Below are 13,442 nucleotides of genomic sequence, written 5' to 3'. Positions count from 1 at the left end.
ATAAAGGCTCCTTTTCCGGGAACCCCAATCGCTTAGCCGGAGCGGGGAGCAGTCCGACCGTGGCGACCACGACGGCCATCGAATCGCTCCTGTCGAGCCCGATTTCGGACCTGCTCCGGCTGGTCGCGGTGCCGTTCTTCGCGCTCGCGGCCTACCGCGACATCCGCACCCGGCGGGTTCGCAACGTGCTGTGGCTCCCGCTCGTCTCCGTCGGGGCCGTGCTGTTCGTCGCGGACGCGAGCGTGGCGGCGGCCGACCCGTTCCGGACCCGGCAGTTCGCGGTCCACGCCGCCGTCTCGCTCGGTATCGTCGCGCCGCTCGGCTACCTGTTCTGGCGCGTCGGCGGCTTCGGCGGCGCGGACGCCAAGGCCATCATGGTGCTCGCGCTGCTGTTCCCCGAGTTCCCCGTCTACTACCTCCCCGGCGACACCCTGCCGCTCGTGGTCCCGCCGCTCGGCGTGCTCTCGATGACGGTGCTCTCGAACACGGTGCTCGTGGGGCTGGCGTTCCCGTTCGTGCTCGCGGCCCGGAACGTCCTCGCCGGCCACGTCGCGCTCCCGATGTTCGTCGGCCGGCCCGCCCGCGTCCCCGACGTGGCGACCGACTACGGCAGCCTGCTGGAGACCCCCGACGGCTTCACCCGCCGGGGGCTCGACCTCGACGCGCTCCGGATGTACCTCCGGTGGCGCGGGCTGACGCTCTCCGACCTGCGGCGCGACCCCGACCGCTACCGCGACCCCGCCTCGCTTCCCCCCGAGGGCGAGCGCGGCGACCCGACCGACGGCGCGCTCGCGGCCGGGCCCGCGGTGGCCGACGGCGGCGAGGCGCTCACCCCGGCCGTCCGCCGGGTCGCGGACGTGGACGACCCGTGGGGCGCGGCCGCCTTCCTCGCGAGCCTCGACGGGAGCGCCTACGGCACCACCCCCGACGGCCTCCGCGCCGGGCTGGAGGTGCTCGTCGCGGAGGACGAGGTGTGGCTCACCCCGGGACTTCCGTTCATCGTCCCGATGTTCGTCGGCCTCGTCCTCGCCGTCACCTACGGCGACCTACTGTTCTCGGTTCTGACGCTCGTCGTCGGCGTCTGACGGGGCGAGCCTCGTCCGCCGGGCGGAACGCACAAACCCCCCGCCGCCGACTCGCCGAGTATGTTCGACGAGATAATGGCGAAGTTCGCCGACTCGCCCGGCCAGCGGGCCGTCGTGCGACTGCTCCTCGAACGCGGCTTCTCCGTCAACGAGGAGGGCCGGGTCGTCTCGGGGGGTATCGAGATTCCCAACACGGGGCTCGCCCGCGAGGTCGGCGTGGACCGCCGGGTCGTGGACGCGACGACCGACGCCATCCTCGACGACCCGGAGCTCGAACGGGTGTTCCGCAACATCTCGGCGGTCCCCTCGCTGATGGACCTCGCGCCGGTGCTCGGCCTGTCGGTGCTGACGGTGCAGGTGGCCGACGAGACGGAGCCGGGCATCGTGGCGACGGTGACGGGCCGCATCGCGGACCACGGCATCTCCATCCGACAGACGGTCTCGGAGGACCCGGAGTTCACCGACGAGCCGAAGCTGTACGTCGTCACCGACGACCCCCTGCCCGGCGACCTCGTGACGGAGCTACAGGGGCTCGACTTCGTCCGCAAACTGGAGTTGGAGTGACTCCGGGCGGCGTAGACGCGCCACAGCGACGTTTATTCCGGCCGGCGACGTACGCGAGCCATGAGTAGCTCGACCGGGACACGGGGGGTTCGAGGACTCGCGCTCGCGCCGCGGACCCTGCTCGGCGCGGAGGGGGTCGCGCTCGCGGTCGCGGGCGTCGGGGCCTACTGGGTGCGCGACGCCTCGTGGCTCCTCTTCGCGCTGTTGCTGTTCGCGCCCGACCTCTCGATGCTCGGCTACCTCGCCGGGCCGCGCGTCGGCTCGGCGGCGTACAACCTCGCGCACACGCTCGTCGCGCCCGCGGCCCTGCTCGCGGCCGGCCTGCTCGGCGGCGTCCCGCTCGCCGTCGACGCGGCGCTGGTGTGGGTCGTCCACGTCGGCGGGGACCGCGCGCTCGGCTACGGGCTGAAGTACCCGACCGCGTTCGGCGACACCCACCTCGGCCGGCTCTGACGCGCGGTCGCAACCCGTTTCACCGCCCCCGCCGAGGGACGGCCGTGAGCGACGCCGACCGGGAGACGTACCGCACCGTCGCGGGGGAAGCGACGGCTTCGTTCACCGTGCGCGGCTCCGAGTTCCTCGGCCACGTCCGGCCCGTCGAGTCGGAGGGCGCCGCCGAGGCGTTCGTCGCCGCGGTGCGCGAGGAGTACGCCGACGCGACCCACAACGTCCCCGCCTACCGGGTGCGCGACGAGCCGTTCCGCGAGTATTCGAGCGACGACGGCGAGCCCTCGGGGAGCGCGGGAAAGCCGGCGCTGAACGTCCTGCAGGGGCGGGAGTTGGAGAACGTCGCCGTCGTCGTCACGCGCTACTACGGCGGGACGAACCTCGGCGTCGGGGGGCTGGTGCGCGCCTACGGTCGCGCCGTGAAGGAGGCCGTCGACGCCGCGGGCGTCGTCGAGGCCGAACCCCACGAACGCGTCCGGGCGACCGTCGCGTACGACGACTCGGGGACCGTTCGGGGGCTGCTCGAATCGGCGGGGGTCGAGTTCGACGCCGACTACGGGGAGCGGGTCGTGTTCGACGCCCGCGTGCCGGTCGCGGACGCGGCCGACCTCCGGGACCGGCTCAGGAGCGCGACGAGCGGCCGGGTGGACCTCGACTCGGGCTGAGGCGCGCGACGGCGAAACCGCATGAGGGCGCGGCGTCTGACGCGCGGCTTGCGAACCTTCCGCTGGAGATGGAATCGGGGCGCAGTCGGCGGAATCTGCAGGCGAAGGGAGGGGGTTCGGCGCTCGCGGCCGGCGAACGCCGTGGGGACCGTTCCGTATTCCGGTCCGGTACAAGAGGGTGTCGTTACGTCGTGCGGAACGCGCGGTCGCCGGCGTCGCCCAGTCCCGGGACGATGAAGCCGTCGTCGTCCAGCCGCTCGTCCACGGCGACGGTGAGCAGGTCCACCTCGGGGAACCGCTCGCCGACGCGGACCAGCCCGGGCGGGGCCGCAACGGCCGACAGCACGAGCGTCCGCTCGGGGTTCGCGTCCGCGAGTACGTGGTCGAGGACGGTGACCATCGTGGAGCCGGTGGCGAGCATCGGGTCGGCGACGATGACGGTGTCGTCCTCCGAGATTTCGGGGAGCTTCACGTAATCGACGGTGATGGGGAACTCCCCGTCCTCGTCCATGCCGGCCTCCTCGTCGCGGCCGGCGGAGATGACGCCCTGCTTGGCGCGGGGGAAGGCCTTCAACAGCCCCTCCACGAACGGGGTCGCCGCGCGCAGCACGTTGATGATGACCACGTCGTCGAGGCCCTTCACGCGCTCGCCGGTGGTCTCCGCGAGCGGCGTGGTGATTGAGACGAACTCCGTCTCCATCGCGCCGTCGATGATCTCGTAGCCGGCGATGCGGCCGAGCTTCACGAGCCCCTTCCGGAAGCCGACCTGCTCGGTCTCCTGCGAGCGGAGCCGCGAGAGGGTGTGTTTCGCGAGCGCGTGGCCGACGACGTACGCCTCGTCCCGGTCCTCGATGGTCATACCCGGAGGAGCGACGCCGAGCGTCAAGAAATCACCGACACCGCCTCACCGGAGGACGACGACGTAGGTGAGCGCCGCGAGCGCCGCCGTCGCGAACGCGAGGTTCGGGAGCGTGAACTCGGCGACGCCCGCGAAGTCCATCCCCCACAGCACCAGCCCGGCGAAGGCGGCCGACAGCAGGAGGTCGAGGACGAGCAGGACCCGGATGTCGCCGTCGCGTGCCATACGCCCCGTCCGGCCAGGGGGGCCTTAGGAGTCACGACACGTAGTCACACACCGTTTAGTCGCCGCGGCCCGTATCGTCCCCCGTGTTCACCGACCGCCAGGGGGACCCCGTCGACCCCGTTCCCTTCCTCGTGGTCGCGGCCCTCGGCCTCCTCGTCGGCGTCTCGTTCGTCGCCACCGTGGCCGTTCAGCTCGGCGCGTCGCCCGCCGTCGGGCTCGCGGCGGGCGTCGCGACGGCCGCGGGGTTCGCGGCGGCCGCCTACCGCCGGATGGTCTCGGAGCGCGACAGCGCGGCCCACCGGGAGGTCCCGGCCGAGAGCCGCCTGCTGACCATCGTCCTCGGCGTGGTCGTCGTCTGCGCGGCGATGTTCGGCGTCTCCCTGCTGTTGTACCTCGGGTAAGGCTCATACGGCGGCCCCGCCACGGGGGGGTATGCGCGAGGTCGAGACCGACCGGTTCGTGGCCGCCCCGCCCGCAGCCGTCGCCCGGGCGCTGACCCCCGAGCGCGTCGTCGAGGCGGAGGGGAGCTTCACCGTCCGCGAGACGCGCGAGGAGGACGGCGCGACGCTCGTCGCCGCCGGCCGGCGCGGCGTCGGCCTCCTGTTCCGGTTCGAGGAGCGCGAGGACGGCCTCGAGTACGAACAGATAGAGGGGCCGCTCGCGACGCTGACCACGACGCTCACCTACCGGGCCGAGGACGAGGGCACCCGCCTGACGGCCCGGTCGAGCGTGGAGGCGAGCGGGCCCGGCCTGCTCGACCGCCTCGCGGCGTGGAAGCGCAAGGGCGAACTGAAGCGGGCGCTGGCGACGCTGGCCGACGAGGCGTAGGGTGTGCGCGGCCGGCGGACAGCCCCGCCGGCATTGAAGTGCGTGACCGACCCACACGCCGGTATGGGACTGCTACGTTCGGTGAGCGAGGCGTTGCGCGCGTCCGGCCAGTCGACGAACCGCGGCGAGGGCGCCGGCGAGGTCGAGGGGGCCTACTGGTGTCACGACTGCGGGGAGCGCGTCGCCGACGCGAGCGCCGACGACGAGACGCCGGACTGCCCGGACTGCGGCGACGCGATGGCGTTCGAGCGGTCGCCCGGCTCGACCGGCTGCGCCTGCTGATTACCGGAGCGCGGACGGCTCGTCGTCGGTCGGGAACGGGTCCGCGTCGGGCTCCGTCCCCGGCGCGACGAGACACGCCTCGAACGCCGCCCGAATCGCTTCCTCGTCCTGTTCGCGCCCGATGAACACCAGTTCCGTCCGGCGGTCGCCGTGCTCGTCGTCCCACGGCAGGTCGGGGTTCATCCGCCGCTGCATCTCCCGGCGCGACTCGGACATCGCGGCGACCCACTGCCCGCCGCGCTCGACGCGCGCCGAGGGGCCGGCCTGCCCGTACTCGAAGGCGTGCTCGCGGCCCGCGACCCACAGCGTCCCCTTCGAGCGGACGGTCGCCTCGGGGAGGTCGCGCACGAAGTCGGCGAAGGCGGCCGGGGCGACGGGACGGCGCGCGCGGACGACGAACGAGTCGATGCCGTACTCCGACTGGGGGCTGTGGTCGTGGTCCGCGTGGTCGCCCTCGGCGTGGTCGGCGGCGCGGCGCCACGCGGCCGTCTCGCTCGTCGTGTCGGCGTCGAACAGCCCGGTTCCCAGCACGTCGCCGGGGTCCACGGCCCCCTCCGTCGTGCGGAGCAGGCGTGCCTCGGGGTTGAGCGACCCGAGCAGCTCCTCCGTGGCTTCGAGCGTCGCCTCGTCGGCGAGGTCGCACTTGTTGACGACGAGGACGTCCGCCGTCTCGACCTGCCCGACGAGCAGGTCCGACAGCGGGCGCGTCTCCGTCTCGCGCTCCGCCTGTCCCGTGCGGGTGCGGCGCACGTCCTCCGTTTCCACCTCCTCGCCGTCGGCGACGGTGTCGAGGAACGTCTCGGCGTTGACGAGCGTGACGAGCGTGTCGAGGTCGTAGGGCGCGGAGGCCGCCCCGGTGGTGAACTGCCGGGCGACGGGGGCCGGCTCCGAGATGCCCGACGACTCGACGACGAGGTACTCGAAGTCGCGCTCGCGGGCGAGGCGGCTCACCTCCACCTCGAGGTCGTCGCGCAGGTCACAGCAGATACAGCCGTTCGACAGTTCGGCGACGCCCCCCTCGCGGTTCTCGATGAGTTCCGCGTCGACGTTCACCTCCCCCATGTCGTTGACGAGGACGGCGATGCGCCGCCCGCCCGCGTTCTCCAGCAGGTGGTTCATCGTCGTGGTCTTGCCGGCCCCCAGCGCCCCGCTGAGAACCGTGACCGGGATACCGCTCATGGGCCGCCGTTCGGGAGGGGGGCACTTAGCCCCCGCGCGGTCCGCGTGCGGCGCGGACACGCGCGGAGGGACACCGTTTTCCCCCGGCCCGCGCCACACGCCCACATGGACCTCTCCGAGCGTATCGCGGCGTTCCGCGAGTGGATAGCGGAGTGGGCGCGCGGGCTCTACCACGGGATGGTGTCGCACCCCGCCTACGAACTCATCGAGAAGGAGGCCGAGGACCGGGAGGACGCGTTCCTGCTCGCCTGCTTCCCCGACGCGTTCGGCATCCCGAGCCCCGTCTCCTACTACACGGCGGAACTGCTCCCCTACCTCGCCGAGGAGTTCGCCCAGTGGGAGCGGCGGATGTGGGACCGCGACTCGATGCTCGAACGCAAGGGCGAGCAGTACCACTTCTGATGGCACGGTTCGTCTTCTTCGGCGGGAAGGGCGGGGTCGGCAAGACCTCGATGTCCGCCGCCTACGCGCACAAGCTCGCGACCGCGGGCGAGTCCGTCCTGCTCGTCTCGACGGACCCGGCCCACTCGACGGCCGACGTGTTCGACCAGGAGTTCGGCGACGAACCGACGCCGGTGGAGGGGTACGACTCGCTGTCGGCCGTCGAGATAGACCCCGAACGGGAGGTCACCGAACACCTGATGGAGACGAAGCGGGCGCTCGGCGACCAGGTGAGCGCCGGCATCGTCAACGAGATCGACCGGCAGCTGGAGCTGGCCCACCAGACGCCGGGCGCTCACGAGTCGGCGCTGTTCGACCGCTTCATCGAGATAATGCGCGAGGCCGACCACGACCGGGTCGTCTTCGACACCTCGCCGACCGGGGGGACCCTCCGGCTGCTGTCGCTGCCGGAGTACCTCGGCGGCTGGATAGACCGGCTCGTCGAGAAGCGGGAGGCGTCCATCGACCTCTACGAGCGGGCGGCCATCGGCGGCCGGGAGCCGCGGCGCTCGGCGCTCGGCGACCCCATCCTCGCGCGCCTGCGCGAGCGGAAGGAGAAGTTCGAGTTCGCCCGCGAGACCCTGCGCGACGAGGCCGAGTTCGTCCTCGTCGCCAACCCCGACGAGCTCTCCGTCCGCGAGACGGAGCGGGCCGTCGGGAGCCTCGCCGAGCGCGACCTGCCGGTCGCGGGCGTCATCGTGAACCGCCTGACGCCCGCGCCCGACGACGACGAGAACGGCCGGGGGGCGCGGTTCCTGCGCGACCGCATCGCCACGGAGGAGGAACGCCTGGCCGAACTGGAGGCGCTCGACCCGCCGCTGCTCGCGGCCATCGAGACCCGCGTCTCGGAGGTGAAGGGGTCGTTCCTCGCGGAGGTCGCGGCGGAACTCGACATCGAGACGACAATATAGGCTTTCTGCCCGGGCCTCACCGTTCGTTCAGAACGGTCCCGAGAACGGTTATCGACGGGGTTCACGCGGAAGGTTCCGAGCGAAGCCGAATCTTTAAGTTGTTAATTGTCATGGGTTGGACCGAACCATGGTACAGATAGCCGTACTAGTCATCGCCAGTCTCGTCACCTTCACGGTGGGGTATCTGGCGTATTCGCGGTATCTCGCACAGTTCGTCGAACTCGACGAGGAGGCGGAGACGCCCGCACACAAGTACGAGGACGGCCAGGAGTACGTCCCGTCGAAGAAGCCGGTGTTGTTGGGCCACCACTACTCCTCCATCGCGGGCGGGGCGCCCATCGTCGGCCCCATCACGGCCGGGGCGGCGTTCGGGTGGCTCCCCGCCATCGCGTGGATCGCCATCGGCAACCCCCTGATGGGGGCCGTCCACGACTTCATGTCGCTGTCGGCCAGCGTCCGACACGACGGGAAGTCCATCGGCTACATCGTCGGGGAGTACGTGGGCGACCGCGGGAAGAAGATGCTCCTGTGGTTCGCGTTCCTCACCATCATCCTCGTCATCGCGGTGTTCGCCTTCGTGGTGGCCATCGTGTTCAACGCCTTCCCGTCGGCGGCGACCGCGAGTATCGTCTACCTCGCGCTCGCCGTCCTGTTCGGCGTGTACCTGTACCAGCTCGACCTCCCGTTCATCCCCGGCGCCGTCGCGTTCATCGCGATGGTGTTCGGCGGCGTCTGGGTGGGGCTGCAGTACCCGATAGCGATGGTCGCGACCGAGTCGACTGCCGCGGACACCATCGTCATCCTCGGGCAGGCCTCGGCGTGGGACTGGCTCCCGCTCGCCGGCTCGGGCGTCAACGTCGCGGCGTGGGTGCCGGTCGTCGTCGTCTACGGCTTCGTCGCGAGCGTGCTCCCCGTGTGGGTGCTGCTCCAGCCCCGTGACTTCCTCACGTCCAGCCTGCTGTACACCGGCGTCGGCGGCATCCTGCTCGGCGCCATCGCCGCGCCGCTGCTCGGCTTCTCCGCGGTGGAGGTCTCCGTCAGCGGCAACACGCAGGTGGTCGAGTCGCTCACCACGAACTACCCGGCGTTCCGCGGCCTGACGAGCTCGCTCGGGCCCATCTTCCCGTTCCTGTTCGTCACCATCGCCTGCGGGACCATCTCCGGGTTCCACTCGCTCGTCTCCTCGGGGACGACCGCGAAGCAGCTCGACAAGGAGACCGACGCGCGCGACATCGGCTACGGCGCGATGCTCGGCGAGGGGCTGCTGGCCACCACGGCCATCGGCGCGTTCGCCGTCATCGGCTTCACGAACTTCAGCGCGGGCGCGGCCGGCGCGCTCGCCAACTTCCCGGCGGGCGGCGCCGCGGCGCTGTCCGTCTTCGGCGTGCCCATCGCGGCCGGCGCGGCCTTCATCGGGCTCGTCTTCGTCAGCTTCCTGCTCACCTCGACCGACACGGCCGTCCGCCTCGGCCGGTACATGATGGAGGAGATCGTCGAGGTGCCGGAGACCCAGACCCAGGAGCTCGCCGTGAACCGCTACGTGGCCTCCGGCGCGCTGCTGTGCCTCCCGGCGTACCTGCTCGTCGGCTCGGGCGCGTGGTCCAGCCTGTGGCCCCTCTTCGGCGCGGCGAACCAGACGCTCGCCGCGCTGGCGCTCCTGGCCGCGACGCTGTGGCTCGCCAACTGGGACGACTCCAAGCAGCTCATCTCGACCGGCGTCCCGATGGCGCTGATGCTCGCCGTCACGCTGACGGCGCTGCTCATCCTCGGGCTCTACCGGAACCCGCTGGCGACGCTCGACGCCGTCAACAACCTCGGCGCGACCGGCGAGAACGCCTCGACGATATTCGACGTCATCTCGTACGCGCTCCAGAGCGTCCTCGCCCTGGTGCTCGCGGGACTGGCGCTCTCGCTCGGCTACATGGGCTACAAGAACATCAACGAGGTCCGCGACAGTTACACCGGCGCACCGGCGGACGACTGACGGACGCGCCGACCCGTTTTCCTTATTCGGAGCGCCCGAACAGCCCGCGCAGCCGCGCGACCAGCCCCGGCTCCGGGTCGGGGTCCTCGTCGGCCCACGGGGCGAACGCGCGCCACACGTCGGCCTCGCTGCTCGCGACGTACGCCTCCGCCCCGGGCGCGACGACGACGAGGTTCACCTCGTAGTGGCCGTAGTAGCCGTACTTCAGCAGGGTCCGGTCGCGGAAGCCGGAGACGTGCTCGCGCACCTCGTCGCCGAGGTCGTCGGCGAGGACGACGAAGGTGAACTCGGTGCTGCGGTGCTCCTCGTCGGCCTCGATCCACAGGTCCGCGAGCGCGTGACCGAGCTCGACGAGGCGGTCGAGGTCCGCGACCGTCGGGGCGGCGATGCGGTCCACGAACAGGTGTTCGCGGGCGTTCTCGCGGGCGTAGTTCAGGCTCGGGTGGAGGAACTGCTTGCGGCTCTCCATGAGCAGCCGCCCGACGAGCGGGAACCGCCGGTCGCGGACGCGCTCGTCCTTCTCCAGGTCGTAGTGGTACATCAGCCGCTCCGCGACCCGGTCGAGGTACTCGTCGTCCCACTCCGGGCGGTCGAGCTCCGGCTCCCCCTCGTCGTCGCGGCTCACGGCTCGTCGGCGTCGGGGTCGTACGGGTGGGCGTCGTCGACGGGCGGCGCGCCGACGACGAACACCGTCGTCGCCTCGCCGTCCTCGGGGACGGCGGCGAACTGCGGGCTCTCCGGCTCGCAGACGAAGGCGTCGCCCGCGGGCACGAGGTAGTCGCCCTCGGGGGTCTCGACGCGGAGCTCCCCCTCGGTCACGTAGAACACCTCCTCCTGCTCGTCGTGGTAGTGGTACGCGAGCGGTATCTCCTCGCCGGGCGCGACCTCGTACACGTGCGCCGCGAGGTGGTCGAGCCCGCAGGCGTCGCTGACGGAGCGCTTCGTCGAGGGGCGGTCCGGCGCCGGCTCCAGCGCCGACACGTCGACGTGGTGGTAACCCATACCGGCCCGTCCGTCGCGGGGGGAGAAAACACCCACGACAAGAGTTAACCAACGCGCGCCGTAAACGGCGGCCATGGGCGGCAAGAAGGCCGAATCGTGCGGGCGCTGTGCGATGAGCACCACGAGCGAGCTGATGGAGGAGTCGCCGGACCCGTACGAGGGCGACCGCATCGAGCTCGACGAGTCGGAGGCGCGGGCGGTGTCGCCCGCGGCGTGGCTCGAAGGCGTCAAGGACCGGCTCGACTCGTGGGCGACGGGTCTCACCTACGGCCGGCGGTGACGGAACCGTTATTCGCACGGGGACGGTAGGAGCCGAGAATGGAGGAGAGCGTCTCCGGGTTCAGCGAACGCGGCACGTGGGGCGACATCGTGGAACACGGCGAGCGCGTCACCCGCGCGCTGCGCGACGTGGGCCGGGAGCGCGACGACGTGACCGTCCCCGACGGGGCGTTCGACGCGTGGGACGAGTGGCGCCCGAAACAGCACGAGCGGCTGGACGAGGACGTCAACGAGAAGACCGCGGAACAGGCGAGCGTCGGCGAGGGGACCGGCGAGAAGGAGGGCGTCGACCCCGACGAGGACGTGAAGGCCGCCGGCGACAAGCTCGCCGACTCCTACGGGAAGCTGGACGACCCCGAGGAGGCCGTCGACGAGTGGCGCGAGTCCGTCGGCCACCTCGCGCGCGCCGCCGACTCCGCCGGCCGCAAGGCCATCCGCAAGGTGGAGGGCGCGGTGTACAAGAACGTCATGACGCGCATCGCGCCGTACTACTTCGACAACGAACTCGTGAGCGCGAACGTCGGCCGACGCGGCGACGAGTACAGCCTGGAGGTGAACGTCAACGACGACGACCTGAAGATACACGTCTCGAACCGCCTCGCGGACTACGAGAACACGGTCGAGCGCTGGCACGTCGATACGGAGAAGGAGACGGACGTGGCCGAGGCCGTCGAGGGCGTCGAGACCCCGGACGTGCAGGACGAGGGCGACGAGGGCATCACCGAGGGGCGTTCACGGCCCACCTCGAACTGAGTTCTAACCGACCGCGCGCACCGCCGCGACGGCGAGAAACGCCGCGACGCCACAGCCCGCGAGCAGCGCCCACCCCGCGCCGTAGCCGGCGGTGTCGGCGAGGTAGCCGAACGCCGGCGGGACGACGAGCCCCCCGGCGTTGATGGCCGTCTGTCCGCCGGCGGTGGCCGCGCCCACCTCGTCGTCGCCGACGACCGCGGCCATACAGGAGTAGTACACGCCCGTGGAGCCGAGGATTGTGACCCCTACGCCCAGCAGGAGGACGACGGCGACGGCGGGCGACGGCGAGCCGAACGCGAGGACGCCGAACAGCACGGCGGCGAGGGCTGCCTGCGCGGCGGTCACCGTCGCGGCGCCGCGGCCCCCGCCGAGGCGGTCGGCGAGCGCGCCGGCCCCGAGGCGACCGACGCTCCCCGTCGCCTGCACCCCGGCGAGGACGACCCCCGCCGCGGCCGCCGAGACGCCGACCGACTCGTCGGCGTACAGCAGGGTGTAGCTCACCGTCGTGAACACGACCGCGCCGACGAACAGCCCCGCGACGACGAGCAGGAGGTACGCGCGGTTCCCCCGGAGGCTCGCCACGTCGGGCAGCGACCACTCGCCGCTGCCCCCGCCGCCCTCGTAGGTGAGGAGGAAGACGACCGCGTAGCCGGCGGCGAGCACGGCGACGACGCCGAACCCCCACTGCCACGCGGCGACGGTCGCGACCCCCGCGACGACGAGCGAGGCGGCCCCCGAGCCGACGGTGACGCCGACCTGCTTCAGCCCCATCGCGGAGTTCTCCCGGCCCGGCGGCGCGCTCCTGACGATGCCGCGGTTCGAGGCGGGCATCGCCGTCGCGTAGAACGTCCCGAGGAGGAAGACCGCGCCCCCGAGCGCGAGGACGGTGGGGGCGAGGCCCATCAGCGCCGTCGCGGCCGCGAGCCCGCCGAGGCCGACGACCATCACGCGCTTCTCGCCGAACCCGTCGACGGCCGCGCCGCTCGGGAAGAGGTTGAGCGTGTAGCCGAGCGTCGCGACGGCGGTCAACACCCCGACGAGGGTGCGCGAGACGCCGAACGTGCCGCGGAAGTACGTCGTCGCGGCGAACACGGAGTAGTAACACAGCGAGGCCGCCGCCTGCCAGCCCGCGACCGCGCCGACCGCGCGCCAGCCACCCATACCGGGCCTGCGCGACCGTCGGGTGAAAAGGGCGCGACGCCGGCAATCAGTCGAAGCGCGCCGCGACGGCCCGCGCCAGCGCCCCGAAGTCGGCCTCGTCGGGGACCACGTCCACGGCGATGCCGAGGCCCTCCGCCGTCTCACGGGTCGGCGCGCCGATACAGCCGACGACCGCGCCGTCGAGGCCGGCGAGCGCCGCGTCGCGCACGCCGCGGGCCGCGGCCGCGTCGAGGAAGTTCTCGACCGTGAGCGAGGAGGTGAACAGCGCGGCGTCGAGGTCGCCGGCCGCGGCCAGCGTCGCCGACTCGCCGCTCCCCTCGGGGCGGGTCAGTTCGTAGAGGACGGTCTCGTGGACGTACGCCCCGGCGTTGTTCAGGCCGTCGAGCAGCACGTCGCTCCCGTGGTCCGAGCGGGCTACCTCGACGCGCGCGCCGGCCGCGTCGTCGCCGAGCGCGGCGACCAGCCCCGCCGAGGAGAACTCCTCGGGGACGAGGTCGACCGGGTAGCCGTGTTCGGCGAGGTGGCCGGCGGTCGCCTCGCCGATGGCACAGACGAGGGCGTCGCCGGGGTTCCACCCCGCGTCGGCGGCGAGTTCGACCCCGGTCTTCGATGTGAGTATCGCGTAGTCGGCGTCCCCGCGCGGCGCGGCCCCGGTCGGCGCGACTTCGAGCATCGGGTCGCCGACGGGCACCGCGCCCAGCGACTCCAGCAGGGCGACCGCGTCCGCGAGGCGTTCGTCGTCGGGTCGGAAGACGGCGATGGTCGGTTTCATATCGT

At 72.0% G+C, this 13,442-nt stretch carries 19 protein-coding genes; 12 read left to right on the top strand and 7 right to left on the bottom strand.

From position 1 onward, the window contains the following. Nucleotides 1-89: 89 nt before the first annotated feature. From P2T37_RS08080 to P2T37_RS08065, 4 genes are read left to right on the top strand one after another with little or no spacing between them, the layout of a single operon-like run. On the top strand, nt 90-1,085 hold the full coding sequence (locus P2T37_RS08080) for an A24 family peptidase (RefSeq protein ID WP_276236163.1): 996 nt from the start codon (nt 90-92) through the stop codon (nt 1,083-1,085). A gap of 60 nt (nt 1,086-1,145) precedes the next feature. Continuing rightward, nucleotides 1,146-1,649 carry a TrpY family transcription regulator gene (locus P2T37_RS08075; protein ID WP_276233397.1) on the top strand — a complete coding sequence of 168 codons (504 nt, stop codon included), beginning with the start codon at nt 1,146-1,148 and terminating at the stop codon, nt 1,647-1,649. A 60-nt stretch (nt 1,650-1,709) separates the two neighbouring features. Continuing rightward, entirely contained in the window at nt 1,710-2,102 is a 393-nt protein-coding gene (locus tag P2T37_RS08070; RefSeq protein WP_276233396.1) for a DUF4260 domain-containing protein, read from the top strand. Between the two features lie 44 nt (nt 2,103-2,146). Next, nucleotides 2,147-2,761 (top strand): IMPACT family protein, encoded by a 615-nt coding sequence (locus tag P2T37_RS08065; protein ID WP_276233395.1) that lies wholly within the window; start codon nt 2,147-2,149, stop codon nt 2,759-2,761. A gap of 184 nt (nt 2,762-2,945) precedes the next feature. On the opposite strand, the gene upp is transcribed toward P2T37_RS08065, so the two are convergent. Next, on the bottom strand, nt 2,946-3,620 hold the full coding sequence (upp, locus tag P2T37_RS08060) for a uracil phosphoribosyltransferase (protein ID WP_276233394.1): 675 nt from the start codon (nt 3,618-3,620) through the stop codon (nt 2,946-2,948). A 45-nt stretch (nt 3,621-3,665) separates the two neighbouring features. Then, a complete protein-coding gene (locus tag P2T37_RS08055) occupies nt 3,666-3,845 on the bottom strand; it encodes a DUF8107 family protein (RefSeq protein WP_276233393.1) in 180 nt (59 codons plus the stop codon). Nucleotides 3,846-3,928: 83 nt separating this feature from the next. Here P2T37_RS08055 and P2T37_RS08050 point away from each other — a divergent pair, with 83 nt between their 5' ends. The 3 genes from P2T37_RS08050 (at nt 3,929) to P2T37_RS08040 (ending at nt 4,955) form a co-directional block, all read left to right on the top strand. Beyond that, nucleotides 3,929-4,246, top strand: coding sequence for a hypothetical protein (locus P2T37_RS08050; protein WP_276233392.1), 318 nt, complete (start codon nt 3,929-3,931; stop codon nt 4,244-4,246). 31 nt (nt 4,247-4,277) lie between these two features. Continuing rightward, nucleotides 4,278-4,673, top strand: a complete 396-nt coding sequence (locus P2T37_RS08045) for an SRPBCC family protein (RefSeq protein ID WP_276233391.1) — start codon at nt 4,278-4,280, stop codon at nt 4,671-4,673. Between the two features lie 63 nt (nt 4,674-4,736). Beyond that, complete coding sequence (locus tag P2T37_RS08040) at nt 4,737-4,955, top strand: hypothetical protein (RefSeq protein ID WP_276233390.1); 219 nt, start codon at nt 4,737-4,739, stop codon at nt 4,953-4,955. On the opposite strand, the gene P2T37_RS08035 is transcribed toward P2T37_RS08040, so the two are convergent. Next, nucleotides 4,956-6,134, bottom strand: a complete 1,179-nt coding sequence (locus P2T37_RS08035) for a CobW family GTP-binding protein (protein WP_276233389.1) — start codon at nt 6,132-6,134, stop codon at nt 4,956-4,958. It abuts the gene before it with no gap. A 105-nt stretch (nt 6,135-6,239) separates the two neighbouring features. Here P2T37_RS08035 and P2T37_RS08030 point away from each other — a divergent pair, with 105 nt between their 5' ends. The 3 genes from P2T37_RS08030 (at nt 6,240) to P2T37_RS08020 (ending at nt 9,470) form a co-directional block, all read left to right on the top strand. Then, nucleotides 6,240-6,536: a DUF7990 family protein gene (locus P2T37_RS08030; RefSeq protein ID WP_276233388.1), complete on the top strand. Its 297-nt coding sequence runs from the start codon at nt 6,240-6,242 to the stop codon at nt 6,534-6,536. Continuing rightward, complete coding sequence (locus tag P2T37_RS08025; protein WP_276233387.1) at nt 6,536-7,486, top strand: ArsA family ATPase; 951 nt, start codon at nt 6,536-6,538, stop codon at nt 7,484-7,486. Before P2T37_RS08030 ends, P2T37_RS08025 begins: the two co-directional genes overlap by 1 nt. A gap of 127 nt (nt 7,487-7,613) precedes the next feature. Further along, entirely contained in the window at nt 7,614-9,470 is a 1,857-nt protein-coding gene (locus P2T37_RS08020) for a carbon starvation CstA family protein (protein ID WP_276233386.1), read from the top strand. Nucleotides 9,471-9,492: 22 nt separating this feature from the next. On the opposite strand, the gene P2T37_RS08015 is transcribed toward P2T37_RS08020, so the two are convergent. Further along, nucleotides 9,493-10,095 (bottom strand): DUF8052 family protein, encoded by a 603-nt coding sequence (locus P2T37_RS08015; protein ID WP_276233385.1) that lies wholly within the window; start codon nt 10,093-10,095, stop codon nt 9,493-9,495. Beyond that, nucleotides 10,092-10,472 carry a cupin domain-containing protein gene (locus tag P2T37_RS08010; protein WP_276233384.1) on the bottom strand — a complete coding sequence of 127 codons (381 nt, stop codon included), beginning with the start codon at nt 10,470-10,472 and terminating at the stop codon, nt 10,092-10,094. The genes P2T37_RS08015 and P2T37_RS08010 overlap by 4 nt, the downstream gene beginning before the upstream one ends. 73 nt (nt 10,473-10,545) lie before the next feature. Here P2T37_RS08010 and P2T37_RS08005 point away from each other — a divergent pair, with 73 nt between their 5' ends. Continuing rightward, entirely contained in the window at nt 10,546-10,752 is a 207-nt protein-coding gene (locus P2T37_RS08005; RefSeq protein ID WP_276233383.1) for a DUF8007 family protein, read from the top strand. Between the two features lie 38 nt (nt 10,753-10,790). Beyond that, a complete protein-coding gene (locus P2T37_RS08000; RefSeq protein ID WP_276233382.1) occupies nt 10,791-11,504 on the top strand; it encodes a DUF5828 family protein in 714 nt (237 codons plus the stop codon). A gap of 3 nt (nt 11,505-11,507) precedes the next feature. Here P2T37_RS08000 and P2T37_RS07995 read toward each other — a convergent pair whose 3' ends face one another. Together P2T37_RS07995 and P2T37_RS07990 are read right to left on the bottom strand one after the other, a co-directional pair. After that, nucleotides 11,508-12,665: an MFS transporter gene (locus P2T37_RS07995; protein ID WP_276233381.1), complete on the bottom strand. Its 1,158-nt coding sequence runs from the start codon at nt 12,663-12,665 to the stop codon at nt 11,508-11,510. A gap of 46 nt (nt 12,666-12,711) precedes the next feature. Then, nucleotides 12,712-13,437, bottom strand: coding sequence for a uroporphyrinogen-III synthase (locus P2T37_RS07990; protein ID WP_276233380.1), 726 nt, complete (start codon nt 13,435-13,437; stop codon nt 12,712-12,714). Nucleotides 13,438-13,442: the final 5 nt, after the last annotated feature.

This window comes from Halosegnis marinus (assembly GCF_029338355.1).
Lineage (GTDB): Archaea > Halobacteriota > Halobacteria > Halobacteriales > Haloarculaceae > Halosegnis > Halosegnis marinus.
This window is presented reverse-complemented; position numbering and strand designations above follow the sequence as displayed.

Bases quoted from the DNA above. Each gene is read 5' to 3' on its own strand.
- P2T37_RS08040 (WP_276233390.1), top strand. From the start codon at position 4,737: ATGGGACTGCTACGTTCGGTGAGCGAGGCGTTGCGCGCGTCCGGCCAG.
- upp (WP_276233394.1), bottom strand. From the start codon at position 3,620: ATGACCATCGAGGACCGGGACGAGGCGTACGTCGTCGGCCACGCGCTC.
- P2T37_RS08035 (WP_276233389.1), bottom strand. From the start codon at position 6,134: ATGAGCGGTATCCCGGTCACGGTTCTCAGCGGGGCGCTGGGGGCCGGC.
- P2T37_RS08020 (WP_276233386.1), top strand. From the start codon at position 7,614: ATGGTACAGATAGCCGTACTAGTCATCGCCAGTCTCGTCACCTTCACG.
- P2T37_RS08070 (WP_276233396.1), top strand. From the start codon at position 1,710: ATGAGTAGCTCGACCGGGACACGGGGGGTTCGAGGACTCGCGCTCGCG.
- P2T37_RS07995 (WP_276233381.1), bottom strand. From the start codon at position 12,665: ATGGGTGGCTGGCGCGCGGTCGGCGCGGTCGCGGGCTGGCAGGCGGCG.
- P2T37_RS08005 (WP_276233383.1), top strand. From the start codon at position 10,546: ATGGGCGGCAAGAAGGCCGAATCGTGCGGGCGCTGTGCGATGAGCACC.
- P2T37_RS08075 (WP_276233397.1), top strand. From the start codon at position 1,146: ATGTTCGACGAGATAATGGCGAAGTTCGCCGACTCGCCCGGCCAGCGG.
- P2T37_RS08025 (WP_276233387.1), top strand. From the start codon at position 6,536: ATGGCACGGTTCGTCTTCTTCGGCGGGAAGGGCGGGGTCGGCAAGACC.
- P2T37_RS08045 (WP_276233391.1), top strand. From the start codon at position 4,278: ATGCGCGAGGTCGAGACCGACCGGTTCGTGGCCGCCCCGCCCGCAGCC.
- P2T37_RS07990 (WP_276233380.1), bottom strand. From the start codon at position 13,437: ATGAAACCGACCATCGCCGTCTTCCGACCCGACGACGAACGCCTCGCG.
- P2T37_RS08030 (WP_276233388.1), top strand. From the start codon at position 6,240: ATGGACCTCTCCGAGCGTATCGCGGCGTTCCGCGAGTGGATAGCGGAG.
- P2T37_RS08010 (WP_276233384.1), bottom strand. From the start codon at position 10,472: ATGGGTTACCACCACGTCGACGTGTCGGCGCTGGAGCCGGCGCCGGAC.
- P2T37_RS08055 (WP_276233393.1), bottom strand. From the start codon at position 3,845: ATGGCACGCGACGGCGACATCCGGGTCCTGCTCGTCCTCGACCTCCTG.
- P2T37_RS08000 (WP_276233382.1), top strand. From the start codon at position 10,791: ATGGAGGAGAGCGTCTCCGGGTTCAGCGAACGCGGCACGTGGGGCGAC.